Origin of the sequence: Cryobacterium sp. N21 (genome assembly GCF_002929575.1) — a bacterium.
GTDB lineage: Bacteria > Actinomycetota > Actinomycetes > Actinomycetales > Microbacteriaceae > Cryobacterium > Cryobacterium flavum.
Map to the genome: position 1 here is coordinate 101,286 of NZ_PJJQ01000035.1, position 14,773 is coordinate 116,058.

Consider the following 14,773-nt stretch of genomic DNA (forward strand, 5'->3'; position numbering starts at 1 on the left):
CTAATTATCGTCGCGCAGCGTGGCTTTGAAGTCATTCTTGGCCTCGGTGACGCCCCGCTCGGCCTCGGCGTGCTTCACGTCGCCCTCCGCCTTCTTCACCTTGGCGTCGGCTTTGACCTCATCGGCCTTGTCTTCGACGCGGTCCTTGGCGTCATCCACAGCCCGGCCGATCTTCTTGCCGGTGGCGTCGAGTGCATCCTTGGCATCGTCAATGAATCCCATGTCGTCCTCCTGGTCGTCGCGAGTCGGGCTGAACCGCCGACCCCACGACCTTACTTCGGGGGACAGACATCGAGTCCCAATTGTGATCCGACTCCCAGACTGCCTCCAGTCCCGGGCGTCGGCGCGCCAATACAGTGAGACATGAGACGAACTTGGGGTGTGATCGCGGTTTTTCTGGCGGCCGTTTTGCTGGCGGGATGCACGACGAACAGCGGCAGCTCGGTGAGCAGCGATTCGGGAAATTCGTCGGAAAGCGTCTCCGGCGGCGTAGCTCCTGCCGCGGGCGATAAGGCCTCCGTCACCGGCACCACCGGCGACGTGAACACCTCCAGCCGCGATGTCATCACCACCGGATCCCTCTCGATCACCGCCACCGACCCGGTGAAAGCGAGCGAATCGGCCGTCACGATCACGGAACAGGCCGGCGGCCGGGTCGACAGCCGCAGCGAAAACCCGGCCACCGACGTGCAGCCGGCCAGCGCCAACCTGACCCTGCGCATTCCGTCCGACGAACTCGACCGCACCCTGGCCGAGCTGAAAAAGCTCGGCACCCTCAACTTCGTCACGCTCACCGCGCAGGACGTGACCCAGCAGAGCCAGGACCTCGACGCCCGCATCACCGCGCTGACCACCTCGGTCGACCGGCTGCTGGCGCTGATGGCGTCGGCCACCACCACGGCCGACCTGATCAGCATCGAAAGTGCCCTGTCGAGTCGCCAGGGCGAGCTGGAAAGCCTGCAGTCCCAGCGCGACTACCTCGCCGACCAGATCGACTACTCCACCGTGCAGCTCGAACTGGTCGCGGAGGGCACCGTCGCCGCGAGCGGTCCCGACACCTTCTGGAGCGGAATCATCGCCGGCTGGACCGCCCTCGTGACCGCCCTCGGCGGCCTGTTGGTGGGCCTCGGAGTTGCCTTGCCTTGGCTGGTCCTGCTGGCGATTGTGGGGACAATTGTGCTTCTGATCGTGCGCATGTTCGCGCGGCGCCGCAAGGCTGCATAGGCTTGTCTGTGTGACCAAGTTTCTCCCTGCCATAGCCCTGCCCGCGGCGCCCGTTTTTGTACCCTCCAGCGACGAATCGCTGCTGTCCGCCGAGCTGCTGGCGGGCATCCGCTCGCGGGCTGCCGGGTATGACCAGGCCAACGCGTTCTTCACCGAAGACCTCGAAGCGCTCGTCGCCGCTGGCTACCTGCGCGCCCTGGTGCCGATAGAGTTCGGCGGACTCGGACTCACCCTGCAGCAGATCATGCGCGAGCAGACCCGACTGGCCGCGCACGCCCCGGCCACCGCCCTCGCCGTGAACATGCACCTGGTCTGGACCGGCGTCGCCCGCGGCCTGCACGCCCAGGGCGACCGCTCGCTCGACTTTCTGCTCGACGAGGCCGGCCGAGGCGAAATCTTCGGCTTCGGCGTGAGCGAACCCGGCAACGACCTGGTTCTGTTCGGCTCCCAAACGGACGCCCGCCCTACGCCAGAAGGCGGCTACCGGTTCACCGGCACCAAGGTTTTCACGTCGCTGTCCCCCGCCTGGACCCGGCTCGGCACCCTCGGACTCGACTCGACCGCCCCGTCAGACCCCGCGATCGTCTGGGCGTTTCTCGAGAAAGCGGATGCCGGCATCCGCTCCAAAGATGACTGGAACACCCTCGGCATGCGCGCCAGCCAGAGCCAGAGCACCGTGCTCGACGGCGCTCTGGCCCGCCCCGACCGGGTCGTGCGACGCTTGCCGGTCGGTCCGAACGGCGACCCGCTCGTGGCCGGAATCTTCGCCAACTTCGAGATTCTGCTCTCCGCGGTCTACACCGGAATCGGCCGGCGCGCGCTGGAGCTCGCCGTCGCGGGAGCGCACCGGCGCACCTCGCTGAAGAACGACGGGCGCACGCATGCGCAGGATCCGGTGGCCCGATGGCGGGTCGGCGACCTCGTCATCGCGATGGACGGCATCTACCCGCAAATCGACGCCCTCGCCCGCGCGGTCGACGAGCTTTCGTTCACGGTCGGACCGGCCTGGTTCGCGCAGCTGTCCGGGCTCAAATACCGGGCCACACAGAACGCCAAGTTCGTCGTGGACACCGCCGTGCAAGTCGCCGGCGGCCAGGCCTACAACACGACCTCCGAACTCTCCCGGCTCTACCGCGACGTGCTCGCCGGTTTCTTCCACCCCTCCGACGCGGATTCCGCGCACGCCACCGCCGCAGCATCCGTTCTCGGCCCGATTGATCTGCCCACCCCATGACCTTCAGCAAGACCACCGCCATCACCCTCGACCACTCCGGCTATACCCGGGCCGTTCTCGACCTCACCATGCGACTCGCGGAAGTTATCTTCACCGCCGGAGCCGGTGCCGAAGACGCGACCGCCGCGATGATCGCGCTCACCCGTGCCTACGGGCTCAAGGGCACCGACGCGAACATCACGCACACCATCATCACGCTCACGCAGGAAGACCCGGCGACGCACGAGTCGATCACCCGCAGTCGCAACGTGAAATACCGAACCCTCGACTACTCCAAGCTCACCGCCACCTCGGAGCTGATCGCGGACATCATCGAGAAGCCGATCGAGGTGGCCGAGGCGCGCAAGATTCTGGCGACCATCGTCAGCTCGAAGCCTCAGGTGCCCAAACAGTGGCGCCGCATCGGCTGGAGCCTGGTCGGTGCGGGCGCTGCCGTGCTGATCGGCGGTGGGCCGACGGTGATCATCGCCGCGTTCATCGCCACCTGGATCATCGATTGGATCACTTCGGTGCTCGACCACCGGCAAGTTCCGCTGTTCTACCAGACCGTGGTCGGCGGTGCGGTCGGCCCGATCGTCGCCGCGATCGTGGGCGTGATCGACCCCACCGCGAGCCCCTCACTCGTGGTCGTCGCCACCATCATCATGCTCCTGGCCGGCGTCACCACCTTCGGCGCCGTGCACGACACACTGTCGGGGTTCTACCTCACCGGCACCGCCCGGTTGGTCGAGGCGCTGCTGATCACGGCCGGCCTGGTCACCGGGGTGTCCGGTTCGGCGCTTTTTTTGGCGCGGTTCGGCCTGGTTCTCGAGATCGATTCAAACCCGATCGTGACCCTGGCCGTTCTGCCGGTGCTGCTGGTGGCTGCCGTGGTGATCGTTATCGGGTTTGCGCTCGCCGTTCAGGTGCCGTGGCGGGCGATCTGGGTGGTTTGTGTGCTCGGCGCCCTCGCTGAGTTTTTGTTCGTGGCCGCGATGGCCGGCGGATTTGGCCTGGTCTGGGGGTCAGCGGCGAGCGCCCTCGGTGTCGGCCTGCTCGCCGCGGTCGCCGCGCGCATGGTGCGCACTCCCCCGCTCGTGATCATGGTGACGGCCCTGGTACCACTCGTTCCCGGGCTCACCCTGTTTCGCGGACTGCTGAAGCTCTCGGAGGGCGACATCAATGGGCTGCTCTCGCTGCTCACCGCGGCGGGCATTGCCATGGCACTCGCGGCCGGCGCTCTTCTGTCGCAGTACGTTGTGCAGATCGTCTGGGGTCCGGCTCGTCGCCTGCAGCGCCGCTTCGTCGGACCGCTCATGGCCCTGCCGGTGCGGCTCGGCCGGGACTCCACCAAGCGCATTTAACTTTCGAACGAGTGGCGGCATCCGCTGTGAAAGCGGATGCCGCCACTCGCGTCAGTTGGGAACGTCGGCCTCTCCGTCGTCTTCGGCGACGTCTTCTTCGACGAACCGGTACGGAATGGGCTCCTCGGTCTCCCGACCGCGCCTGTAGGTGCGGGTGATCGTTTCCGTATCTTCGACCGACTCGAGCACCACGACGTCTTGGTAGGCACCGTCGATATATTCCAGCTCCACTTCGGTTCCGGCGGCGATCGGGTTCGGTCCAAAGAGAACTGCACGGTAGGTGGCGCTATGGCTCATGAGGGTGACCTTTCGACGAGAAACGGTTCGGTAGAGCGACAGCATACGACACACCGGCAGTCGTGCACAGGGCTGCCGGCGGGTTGGCCGGCTGAGCCGTGCCGCAAGATGACGTTTGCGCTAAACCCGCGTATTCTCAAGGTGACGGGGCCCCACGGCTCGGCGCGAAGGAGTACACAATGGCTGACAAATCACCGAAAAAGGATGCAACCAAGAAGGTTGCCGACAAGTCCCTCAAGGAAAAGAGGGCCGACAAGAAGGCGAAGTCTGAAGAGACCGCTTCTCGGGCCCGCAAGAGCTAGGTTCCAACCAGCGCACGAGGTGCCGCCACGATCGTGGCGGCACCTCTTTTTTTCTCGCACCACTTCAATCCGCTGGGTTGATGTACCCGCTTGCGCCGTAGCATCCGCTCGGATGACGCGCCGTCTGCCACAGTGAAAGGACCAGCCATGACCCTGCCCACCGAAGACACCCGTGTGCTCTACCCGGGTGGCGCGGTCGACGCCCAGGCGACCGTTCTGCACTCCGAGCTGCTGCCGGGCGGCGGGTTTGCGGTTCTGCTCGACGTGACACCCGTGCATCCGGTCGATGCGGGCTGGCCCGACCAGGGCCCCGACCTCGCCCTGCTGCACCACGGCGCCGCGTTCTGGCCGGTCGAAGACTGCATCGTGGGCGCCACCGACGGGTCAGCGCTGTATATCGGCGAGGACATTCCGGTGGGCAAGGGAACGCCCGGCTGGGCCTTCGTCGTCGTGCACGTGGTCGAGACGGACGGGCTGTCGGCCGGCGACACCGTCACCGTCGAGGTCGACGAGGGCCTGCGCGACAGTACGAGCGCCGGGCACACGAGCTGCCACCTCGCCTCGCTCGCGCTCAACCTCGCACTCGCCGACCGTTGGAAAAAGGAGGTGCGCCCCGACGCCCTGGGCCATCCCGACTTCGACGGCCTCGCCATCGACGAGTCGCTGATCGGGCCGAACGCCTCGGTCGACACCTACCGGCTCGGCAAGTCGCTGCGCAAGAAGGGTTTCTCCGTGGACGGGTTCGCCGAAGCGCTGCCCCAGCTCAAAGCAGCCATCAACGCGACCCTCTTGGACTGGACATCAACGAAAGCCGCGGTGCACATCGACCGCGACGGCGACCTTTTGACCGATCGCCGCTACTGGGTCTGCGAGCTGCCGGGCACGAGCGTGCGAATCCCCTGTGGCGGCACCCACGTTTCGTCGCTCAGCACCCTCGGTGTCGTGACCGTGACGCTGGGCCTGCACGACCTGGACGGCACCGACGTTCTGACTATGAACACCTCCGCGACGCGCTAGCGGGTCGCGCGCGGTAGCCATCCGCTCGCTGAGGTGTGAGTCTGAGGCCATTTTGAGCAAAATTCGCACTCAAACTCACACCTCGGCGCACGAAACTCACGGGTCGATGACGCACCTCGGCGATCACCTCCTGACGCCCGCCTCGGGGGCTTACAATTGGGCGCTCGGTCCACTCGCGCAGAGAGGGCAATCTGGCGGGCCTCCTCCCCCAAGTCTTTGGCATTATGCACGGTCTTCAGGCGAGAGATTGCGCAATTGGGCTCATTGGCGCACAATTCAGGTGTACCAGGTCAGAGAGGACCAGCCATGAGCATTGTCATTGCCAGCACCGACATCGCCGCCACCCGCGGCATAGACGACGCAACGGCCTACCCCGAAACGGATGCCGCCAGCCCCGCTTTCTTCACCGGCCCCACCGCCGACTTCTTCTCCTACCAGGACCTGCTCTCCCCCGAGGAACAGCAGCTCGTAGCCCAGGCCCGTGCTGTGTTCGAACGCGAGATCCGCCCGGTCGTGGCCGAGCACTGGAACAACGCGACTTTCCCGTTCGAGATCATTCCCGTGCTCACCTCCCTCAACCTGGTTGAGCTGTGCGCCCGCGGCAACAATTTCTTGCTGCACGGGTTCATGACCCTCGAGCTCTCCCGGGTAGATGCCTCCATCTCCACCTTCGTCGGCGTGCATAGCGGACTGTTCGCGGCGGCCATTGCCCAGCTCGGCACCGACGACCAGCACGAACGCTACCTGGACGACGCCGTCTCCCTGCGCAAGATCGGAGCCTTCGCCCTCACCGAGCCGGAGCACGGCTCTGACGTTTCGCGCAATATGGAGACGACCGCCACGCGCAGCGGCTCCAGCTGGACCTTGAACGGCGTCAAGCGCTGGATCGGCAGCGGAACCTTCGCCGCCAACGTGCTGGTCTGGGCGCGCGACACCGCCGACGACCAGATCAAGGGCTTCATCGTCGACGCCACCCTGCCCGGCTACAAGGCCGAGGCCATCGAAAACAAGATCGCCCTGCGCATCGTGCAGAACGCCACGATCACCCTCGACAATGTCGTGGTCGCCGAGCGCGACCGCCTTCCGGGAGCCTCGAGCTTTCGCGACACCAACCGGCTGCTCACCAACTCCCGCGTGTGGGTCGGCTGGCAGACCGTCGGGCTGCAATTCGCCGCCTACGACCATGCCCTGCGCTATGCCCTCGAGCGCCAGCAGTTTGGCAAGCCGATCGCCTCGTTCCAGCTCGTGCAGGAGAAGCTCGTACGCATCCTCGAGAACGCGACGACGTCGCTCGGCACGATGGTACGCATCGCCCAGCTGCAGCAGGCCGGAACGCTGCGGCCCGAGCACGCCGCGCTGGCCAAGGCTTCCTCCAGCGCCCGCATGCGGGAGTCCGTGGCGCTCGGCCGTTCTGTGTTCGGCGGCAATGGAATCTCCACCGATTTCGGCATGGCCCGCGTCTTCGCCGACGCCGAAGCGCTATACACCTACGAGGGCAGCTACGAAATCAACACCCTCGTGGTCGGCCGCGCCATCACCGGCATCTCCGCGTTCCAGTAGCGTTTTGCGGGCCCGGAGATCCCCAAGACGGATGCCGCTGGTCGCCTCACGACGCCGCCGAAGGGCCCTCGGCTTGGGCGGATCGATCGGACTCGGTGCCCTGCTCACCGCGTGCAGCACGGCCGAGCCCGGCTCAGCGACCACGGCGGCGACCTCGAGCGGCACGGCAACACTGACCCCGTCGACGAGCGCGGCCGGCGACATCGTGGCCAAGCTCGACGCGGTCGGGTCATCCTGCGGCACTGAGACCGAGTCGCGCACGGCCGGGCCGTATTACTTCGACGTGGATTCCATTCGCAACGACCTCGCTTTGGTTCTGGCGGGTCTGGTGCCACGACCGACGGCAGCTACACCGAGGGCGATTCCGAGGCCACGCCCGGCGACGACGGCACCTATCTGCGCGGGGCCCAGGTCGCCGACGCCAACGGGATCGTGCAGTTCACGACGATCTGGCCAGGCTGGTATCGGGGCCGCACCGTGCACATCCACTTGAAGGTGCACGTCAACAAGGCCACCGTACTGACCGCCCAGGTCGGCTTCGATGATGACCGCAACGGGGTATCTGGGCTACATCAACCTCGATGTCGGCGTAGTCTGAAGCATCCGTTCGCCAAGGTGTGAGTCCTAGCCCGAATTTGGCCGAGAATGGGCGCAAACTCACACCTCGGCGAAGCGGATGCTGCTAGGCGCGTTCGAAGATGGCCGCCAGGCCCTGCCCACCGCCGATGCACATGGTTTCGAGCAGGTAGCGTCCGTCGGTGCGCTGCAGGTGGCGGCTCGCGGTGGCGAGGATACGGGCGCCGGTCGCGCCGACCGGGTGACCGAGCGAGATGCCCGAGCCATTGACGTTGGTGCGGGCCCAGTCTTCGGGAACAAAGTTCCACTCCCGGCTGACGGCGAGCACCTGGGCGGCAAAGGCCTCGTTGAGTTCGATCAGGTCCATGTCGGCGAGAGTGAGCGCGGCGCGCTCGAGTGCGAGCTTCGTCGCGGGCACCGGGCCGAGGCCCATGCGGGATGGTTCGACTCCGGCGCGTGCCCACGATATAAGCCGCACGATCGGAGTCAGCCCGAGTTCAGCCGCCCGCTCCGGGGTGGTCACGATGCACGCGGCGGCGGCGTCGTTCTGGCCGCTGGCGTTGCCGGCGGTGACGGTGGCTGCGGCATCCGTTTTGCCCATGATCGGTGTGAGGCCTGCGAGGGCCTCGAGGGTGGTGTCGCGCGGAGTTTCGTCGACGGAGACGACGACGGGGCCCTTTCGACCGGGTACGGTGACCGGCACGATCTCGTCGACGAAGCGGCCGTCGGCGACGGCGGCGAGGGCGCGGCGCTGGGATTCCACAGCGAGCTGGTCTTGTTCGACGCGGTCGATGCTGTAGTCGCGGCGCAGGTTCTCGGCGGTTTCAAGCATGCCGCCGGGCACCGGATAGTTGCGTCCGCCGGCGGTCTCGCGGCCACGGCCGAGGGCGTCGCGTAGCAGCACGCCGGCGGTTCCGGCCAGGCCCCAGCGGGAATCGACAGTGTAGAGCGGGGCCTGGCTCATGACGTCGACGCCGCCGGCGATCAGGAGATCGCTGACGCCGGTTTGCACCTGCATCGCGGCGTCGAGGATGGCCTGCAGGCCGCTGCCGCAGCGGCGGTCGACCTGCACGCCGCCGACGGTGACGGGCAGGCCAGCGTTGAGGGCGGCGACCCGGGCAACGGGCGCGGCCTCGGCCGAGGGATAGGCTTGGCCGAAGATGACGTCATCGACGAGGGCGCCGTCGAGTCCGGTGCGTTCCAGCAGCGCGACGATGACCGCCGCAGCGAGGTCGGCCGGGGCGACGGTCTTGAACGCGCCGCCGAACCGGCCGATCGGCGTGCGGAGCGGTTCGCAGATGACGACCTGGCGGAGGGTGGTGGTGGTGGTCATGCGGCGGCTCCGTTGCTGAGGGTGGTGGTGAAGCAATTCCGGGCGGGCACAGCGCCCCGGTCGCGACGGGCACACCGGGCGGGCAACCCGCACAGGGCGGTGCGGGTGTTTCGGAAGGTCGTCGCGGCGAGCATCATCACGTGCCAGCGCCGATCAGGGTCGTGATGGTGGTCGGCGGGGTCGGCACGAGCAGGGTGGCCTCGGTGGCGGCCTGTACCTCGGCGACGGTGACGCCGGGCGCGACCTCGCGCAGCACGAGGCCGTCAGGGCTGACGTCGATCACGGCGAGATCGGTGATGATGCGCGTGACGACGGCCTTGCCGGTCAGAGGCAGGTCGCAGACCTTCTTGATCTTGAACTCGCCGGTCCTGGTCGTGTGTTCCATGACGACGATGACGGTGTCGGCGCCGTGCACGAGGTCCATCGCGCCGCCCATGCCCTTGATCATCTTGCCGGGCACCGCCCAGTTGGCGATATCGCCGACCACGCTCACCTGCATGGCGCCGAGCACGGCCACATCGATCAGCCCGCCGCGGATCATGCCGAAGCTCTGCGCCGAGTCGAAGTACGCCGCTCCCGGGTTGACCGTGACGGTCTCTTTGCCGGCATTGATGAGCTTGGGGTCGGCCTCGCCCTCCCACGGGTACGGGCCCACGCCGAGCACACCGTTCTCGGAGTGCAGCACGACGTGCACGCCGTCGGGGAGAAAGTTCGGAATCAGCGTCGGGAGGCCTATGCCCAAATTGACATATGAGTCCGGGGCGAGCTCTTGGGCGGCGCGGGCAGCCATTTCGTTACGCGTGAGAGCCATCAGTTCGCCCCAGTTTCCGTCGACGGTCGCGGCCGCGTCGTCGTCTTCTCAATCGGCAGATCAGCGGCATCCACCGCGCCGAGCTGCACGATGCGGTTCACGTAGATGCCGGCGAGGTGCACCTCGTCGGGGTCGATCTGGCCGGGTTCGACCAGTTCGTCGACCTCGGCGATGGTGATGCGGCCGGCCATGCCGGCCACCGGGTTGAAGTTGCGGGCCGATTTCTCGAACACGAGGTTGCCGTGCCGGTCGCCCTTGGCTGCACGCACGAGGGCGTAATCGGTGACGATGGCCTCTTCGAGCACGTATTCCTTCTCGCTGCCGAGCGACGAGAACAGCCGGGTCTCCTTCGGCGGCGATGACACGGTGACCTCGCCGCCGGGGCCGTAGCGCCACGGCAGTCCGCCGTCGGCGACCATGGTGCCCACGCCACTCGCCGTGTAGAACGCCGGAATTCCGGTGCCGCCAGCGCGCAACCGCTCGGCCAGAGTGCCCTGCGGGGTGAGCTCAACCTCGAGCTCACCACCGAGGTAGCGGCGGGCGAAGTCCTTGTTCTCACCGATGTACGAAGCGATAACCCGGCTGATCCGGCCCTCGCGGAGCAGCTCGCCGAGCCCCCACCCATCGACGCCGCAGTTGTTCGACGCGACGTGCAGGTTGGTACTGCCGAGCGCGAGCAGCGCACGAATGAGCACGATCGGTACACCGACCAGGCCGAACCCGCCGACGGCGAGCGACGCACCATCGGGAATGTCAGCGACGGCAGCCGCAGCGGAGGGATAGGTCTTGTCCATGGTTCGAAGTCCTTAGCTGGGCCGAATAGTGGTGTCGTCGGTGCAGGTATCAGCAGCCGCATCGAGCCCGGCAAAGGTCTCGCGGGCCACGGCGAATGCGGCGTTGGCGGCCGGTACGCCCGCATAGATTGCGGTGTGCAGAATCGCCTCGCTGATTTCGGCGCGGGTCAGTCCGTTGGTCAGGGCGGCCCGAACGTGCATCGCGAGCTCGCCCTCGTGCCCGCCGGTGACGAGCGCGGCGATGGTCAGAAAGCTGCGGGTGCGCCGGTCGAGGCCCGGCCTGGTCCAGACTTCGCCCCAGGCGTAGCGGGTGATGAAGTCCTGAAACACGGCGGTTTCGGGGGTGATCGCGGCGGTCGCCGCATCGACGTGCTTGTTGCCGAGTACCGCGCGGCGCACGACCATGCCGTCGTCATAAGCGGATGCTGCGGTGCGGCCTCCCGGCAGCGGCTCGGCCGCGGTGGTGGGTCGCGGCGCCGCGGAACCGACGTCGGCACCAGAACCGACGCCTCCACCAGAACCGGTACCCGAGGCACGACCAGCACCGGCCGGGCCCGGCGTAGCCGATACTCCCGCCACCCACTCCGCCAACAGCGCGCCGACCTCGGCCGGCCGTTCAAGCGACGGCAGGTGCGCGGCCCCGGCGATCACGGCCGATGTAGCGCCCGGGATGCGGGCAGCCAGCTCCCCGAGCTGCGCGGTCGGTGTCACCTCGTCGAACTCGCCCGAGACGCACAGAACGGGCGTGCGAATGCCGCTGAGGGCATCCGTTTGGTCGAAAACGGCGAGCGCCTCGCAGGCGAGTGCGTAGGATTCGTCGTCGATGTCGAGCAGCTGGTTGAGGGCGTGCGCGCCGGCCTTGGGGTCGCGGCCGAGAAAGTCGGTGGCGAACCAGCGGGAGGCGCTGCCGGCGATGAGCGAGGGGGTGCCGCTCGCCCGCACCCCGGCGGCTCGTTCGGTCCAGGCCTCGAACGAACCTATTTTTGCGCCGGAACAGAACACGGCGAGGCTCACGAGGCGGCCTGGGTGGTTCACGGCGAGGGCGAGGCCGATGGCGCCGCCGAGGGAGATTCCGGCGTAGTGAAACGTGTCGACACCAAGGGAATCGACGAGGCCAACGACGGCGTCGGCGACCTCCTCGAGGGTGAATGCGGCCGACGCCTTCGGGCTAAACCCGTGCCCGGGCAGGTTGTAACACAGCACCCGGTGGGTGGCAGCGAGCGCCGGCACGACGGTGGCCCAGAGGTCGGTGGTGGTGCCGAGCGAGGGGCCGAGCACGATCAGTGGCGCGTTGGCGTCTCCGTTTCGCGCCGGCTCGATGGTGCAGTGAATGACGGGCTGGGTCATGCGGTCCTCACGTCATTGTTGGATCGAGCATTGTTCGATCGAGCATTGTTCGAGCGAGCGGGGGCGCCCACCTTCGCGTCGTCTCCTTCGACCATATCGGTAGAGTTGGCCGCCCGGGCACGCCGTGCGGCGGCATCCGATCGCTGGCGAAAGGCGCGCACGACGCGGTCGATGCCGGCCGCCGATTGGCCGGGCTGGCCCTCATAGTCGAAGGCCGCCCAGATCTGCGCGCGCAGTTCGTCGGAACAGCCCTCGGTGATGAGGATGCTCGCGAGGACAACCTGCAGCGGCCGGTTGGTAGCGAACGCCTCCTGGGACGCGCGTTCGACTAGCGCGAACGCCGTGGTCTTGCCGACGGTTTCGGCCAGAATCGTGGTGACTCGCTCACTGAACACAAGTCCGTCGGTCAGGTCGAGGTTGGCGCGCATGCGATCGGGGTCCACGTCGAGGCGAGCGACGAGCGACGCGGCACCGGTCACCGCCGAAATCGTGAGCCGTTCGAGCACCCGCAGCGACTGCCATTCGGCATGCCAGGCCCCGCTCGGGCGCTGGTCTTCAGCGAGCATGCTTCCATACAGAGTGGATGCGAGACCCGGCGTCTGCAGCGCCGCCGCAGTGATCAGCACGGCTGAGACGGGGTTGCGCTTGTGCGGCATAGCGCTGGAGCCTCCCTGGCCGGGGGCGAGGCGTTCGCTCACCTCGGCGATTTCGTTGCGGGAGAGCACCGACACGTCGAGAGCAAAGGTGCCGGCGACCCCGGTCGCGGCGGCCAGCACGGACGCCAGTTCGGAGATGACGACCCGGTTGGTGTGCCAGCTGAGGCGCGGCACGACTAGGCCGACATGGTCAGCGAACCGCTCCAGCACAGTGTCGAGAACCTCCGAGGCTGGTGTTTCACTGCGCCGGGCGCGGCCGATTTCGGTGAGCACGGAGAGGTTGCCGACGGCTCCGCCGAGTTGTACCGGCAGGGAGTCACGAATGCCTTCGAGACGGGTGACGATCAGCAGCACGGCGTCGAGCCAGCCGGCCGCGACGAAGCCGAAGCTCGTCGGCGAGGCCTGCTGGCCGAGGGTGCGGCCGCTCATCACGGTGCCGCGGTGTTCGTCGGCGAGGTCGGCGAGGTCGGCGCCGAAGGAATCGAGCTGGTGGATGAGCTCGCAGATGACCTTGCGGGCCACGATCATCGCGGCGGTGTCGAGAATATCCTGGCTGGTCGCGCCAACGTGAAGGTGGTCCGACGCCCCGGCACGCACCCGTTCGGCGGCGCGGCCGAGGTGTTTCACAAACGGAATCACCGGATTGCCGCCGTTTCTGGCTTCGGCAGCGATGGCGCGGAGGTCGAATTGCCTGGCATCCGCTAGCGCGTCGCAGACTGCGAGCATCCATTCGGGGGCCAGCTCGGCGTCGACGAGCGCGCGAGTCAGCGCAAGCTCGGCGTCGACCATCGCCTGCAACCAGGCCTGATCGCTCGTGAGCTCAGACTCGCGGGTGCCGTGGCTCAGCGGATTGAGCAGCCCGACATCAAAGGTGAAATTAGTCATCAAAGTCCAAAAATACTGTCTCGTTCTCGCCCTGAACGCGAATATCGAAGCGGTATGACTCGGCTCCCCCGACAATTCCCTCTGAGACACAGATGAGTGTGTTCCGGCGGTCAGCAGGCAGGCTGCTGAGCACGGCATCCGTCGCGTGCAGCGCGGCATCCTCGGCAAAGTAGGCCCTGGTGAACAGGTGGTGGGTGACTCCGCGAGCGAAGACCGTCACCAGAATATACGGCGCTGCGGTGCCGGCCGCCCCCGGTTTGAGCGTCGTGAAGGTGTAGTGCCCGGCGATCGTGGTTGCGCAGCGGCCGAACCCGGTGAAGGTGAAGCCGTCGCGGTCGAGACTGCCCAGCTCTCGCACGAGCGTGCCGCTCTCGTCGGCCTGCCAGATCTCGAGCAGGGCGTCGAGGATCGGCTCGCCGGCGCCGTCGGTGACGGTTCCGTGAAAGCGGATGGCGCGGGGATGGTACCCGGGAACCAGTTCAGGTCCGCCCGCATAGGGCAGGGCGTAGCCGTAGAACGGGCCGACGGTCTGCGACGGTGTTTGGAGCTTATTCATCGGCGTCTTCGCTTTCCATCCAGGTGGACTTCGGGCCGGTCAGCACGATGTCCCAGTTGTAGCCGAGCGAGAATTCGGGCACGCTCAGGCTGTGGTCGTACTGCCCGACCAGGCGGGCGCGAGCGTCGGCATCCGCTATCGACTGGTAGATCGGGTCGAGGGCGAACAGCGGGTCGCCGGGAAAGTACATTTGCGTGATCAGGCGCTGCGTGAACGCGGTGCCGAATAGTGAAAAGTGGATGTGGGCAGGTCGCCACGCATTCAGGTGGTTCTTCCACGGGTAGGGCCCGGGCTTGATGGTGGTGAACGAGTATTCGCCGCTGTCTCCGGTGATGGCGCGGCCGACTCCGGTGAAGTTGGGATCGAGCGGCGCTGGGTGCTGGTCGCGTTTGTGCACGTAGCGTCCGCCGGCGTTGGCCTGCCACAGTTCAATCAGCTGGTGTCGCACCGGGCGGCCCTCGCCGTCGAGCACACGGCCGCTCACTGTTATGCGTTCGCCGATCGGTTCGCCGGCGTGCTGGATGGTGAGGTCGCTCTCCAGCACGTTCACGTCGGTGTGGCCGAAGGCGGGTGAGACACGCTCGACCTCTTCCGGGTCGACGCGCACGAGCTCGTGGGTGGGGTGACGCAGCAGGGAACTGCGGTACGGGGCGTAGTCGCGGCGGGGCTGCATCTCGGGTGAGCCGCCGGCGGCGACGCGGGCGGCGGCATCCGCTTCGATCGCTTCGATCTCAATGGTGATGGAATCCTGAGATTCACGGCCAGAGCCCGGCGTAGGGGCCGAAACGAAGTCGTGGGGCACGGTTTCTCCTAGCAACGGTGACAGGTGGATAACATG

At 67.0% G+C, this 14,773-nt stretch carries 16 protein-coding genes; 6 read left to right on the forward strand and 10 right to left on the reverse strand.

What is annotated here, in order from left to right:
- Entirely contained in the window at nt 1–222 is a 222-nt protein-coding gene (locus tag CXY77_RS14830) for a hypothetical protein (protein WP_092341596.1), read from the reverse strand.
- Nucleotides 223–363: 141 nt separating this feature from the next.
- Between CXY77_RS14830 and CXY77_RS14835 the strand changes: the two genes are divergently transcribed.
- Genes CXY77_RS14835 through CXY77_RS14845 form a run of 3 tightly spaced genes read left to right on the forward strand, consistent with a single transcriptional unit; the run spans nt 364 to nt 3,801 of the window.
- On the forward strand, nt 364–1,224 hold the full coding sequence (locus CXY77_RS14835) for a DUF4349 domain-containing protein (RefSeq protein ID WP_092341595.1): 861 nt from the start codon (nt 364–366) through the stop codon (nt 1,222–1,224).
- 10 nt (nt 1,225–1,234) lie between these two features.
- Nucleotides 1,235–2,458: an acyl-CoA dehydrogenase family protein gene (locus CXY77_RS14840; RefSeq protein WP_233197438.1), complete on the forward strand. Its 1,224-nt coding sequence runs from the start codon at nt 1,235–1,237 to the stop codon at nt 2,456–2,458.
- Nucleotides 2,455–3,801 (forward strand): threonine/serine exporter ThrE family protein, encoded by a 1,347-nt coding sequence (locus CXY77_RS14845; RefSeq protein WP_104088561.1) that lies wholly within the window; start codon nt 2,455–2,457, stop codon nt 3,799–3,801. The genes CXY77_RS14840 and CXY77_RS14845 overlap by 4 nt, the downstream gene beginning before the upstream one ends.
- Before the next feature lie 51 nt (nt 3,802–3,852).
- Here the strand turns inward: CXY77_RS14845 and CXY77_RS14850 are convergent, their stop codons facing one another.
- Nucleotides 3,853–4,098 carry a hypothetical protein gene (locus CXY77_RS14850; RefSeq protein WP_134505318.1) on the reverse strand — a complete coding sequence of 82 codons (246 nt, stop codon included), beginning with the start codon at nt 4,096–4,098 and terminating at the stop codon, nt 3,853–3,855.
- 179 nt (nt 4,099–4,277) lie between these two features.
- Between CXY77_RS14850 and CXY77_RS20885 the strand changes: the two genes are divergently transcribed.
- The 3 genes from CXY77_RS20885 (at nt 4,278) to CXY77_RS14860 (ending at nt 6,977) form a co-directional block, all read left to right on the forward strand.
- Complete coding sequence (locus tag CXY77_RS20885; RefSeq protein WP_255408738.1) at nt 4,278–4,400, forward strand: hypothetical protein; 123 nt, start codon at nt 4,278–4,280, stop codon at nt 4,398–4,400.
- Nucleotides 4,401–4,547: 147 nt separating this feature from the next.
- Complete coding sequence (locus CXY77_RS14855) at nt 4,548–5,417, forward strand: metal-dependent hydrolase (protein WP_104130381.1); 870 nt, start codon at nt 4,548–4,550, stop codon at nt 5,415–5,417.
- 306 nt (nt 5,418–5,723) lie between these two features.
- Nucleotides 5,724–6,977 carry an acyl-CoA dehydrogenase family protein gene (locus tag CXY77_RS14860; RefSeq protein WP_092341591.1) on the forward strand — a complete coding sequence of 418 codons (1,254 nt, stop codon included), beginning with the start codon at nt 5,724–5,726 and terminating at the stop codon, nt 6,975–6,977.
- Here the strand turns inward: CXY77_RS14860 and CXY77_RS19965 are convergent.
- From CXY77_RS19965 to pcaH, 8 genes are all read right to left on the reverse strand, one after another.
- Nucleotides 6,897–7,238: a hypothetical protein gene (locus tag CXY77_RS19965; RefSeq protein ID WP_140425545.1), complete on the reverse strand. Its 342-nt coding sequence runs from the start codon at nt 7,236–7,238 to the stop codon at nt 6,897–6,899. The two genes, CXY77_RS14860 and CXY77_RS19965, sit on opposite strands and share 81 nt — an antisense overlap.
- A gap of 421 nt (nt 7,239–7,659) precedes the next feature.
- Nucleotides 7,660–8,886: an acetyl-CoA C-acetyltransferase gene (locus tag CXY77_RS14865; RefSeq protein ID WP_104088566.1), complete on the reverse strand. Its 1,227-nt coding sequence runs from the start codon at nt 8,884–8,886 to the stop codon at nt 7,660–7,662.
- A gap of 136 nt (nt 8,887–9,022) precedes the next feature.
- Entirely contained in the window at nt 9,023–9,697 is a 675-nt protein-coding gene (locus CXY77_RS14870) for a 3-oxoacid CoA-transferase subunit B (RefSeq protein ID WP_092341588.1), read from the reverse strand.
- Nucleotides 9,697–10,491: a CoA transferase subunit A gene (locus CXY77_RS14875; protein WP_092341587.1), complete on the reverse strand. Its 795-nt coding sequence runs from the start codon at nt 10,489–10,491 to the stop codon at nt 9,697–9,699. Before CXY77_RS14875 ends, CXY77_RS14870 begins: the two co-directional genes overlap by 1 nt.
- A gap of 12 nt (nt 10,492–10,503) precedes the next feature.
- On the reverse strand, nt 10,504–11,838 hold the full coding sequence (locus tag CXY77_RS21130) for an alpha/beta fold hydrolase (RefSeq protein ID WP_104130382.1): 1,335 nt from the start codon (nt 11,836–11,838) through the stop codon (nt 10,504–10,506).
- Nucleotides 11,835–13,379: a lyase family protein gene (locus CXY77_RS14885; RefSeq protein ID WP_092341585.1), complete on the reverse strand. Its 1,545-nt coding sequence runs from the start codon at nt 13,377–13,379 to the stop codon at nt 11,835–11,837. The genes CXY77_RS21130 and CXY77_RS14885 overlap by 4 nt, the downstream gene beginning before the upstream one ends.
- Entirely contained in the window at nt 13,372–13,935 is a 564-nt protein-coding gene (gene pcaG, locus CXY77_RS14890) for a protocatechuate 3,4-dioxygenase subunit alpha (protein ID WP_092341584.1), read from the reverse strand. The genes CXY77_RS14885 and pcaG overlap by 8 nt, the downstream gene beginning before the upstream one ends.
- Complete coding sequence (gene pcaH, locus CXY77_RS14895) at nt 13,928–14,737, reverse strand: protocatechuate 3,4-dioxygenase subunit beta (RefSeq protein WP_233197439.1); 810 nt, start codon at nt 14,735–14,737, stop codon at nt 13,928–13,930. The genes pcaG and pcaH overlap by 8 nt, the downstream gene beginning before the upstream one ends.
- Nucleotides 14,738–14,773 lie beyond the last annotated feature (36 nt).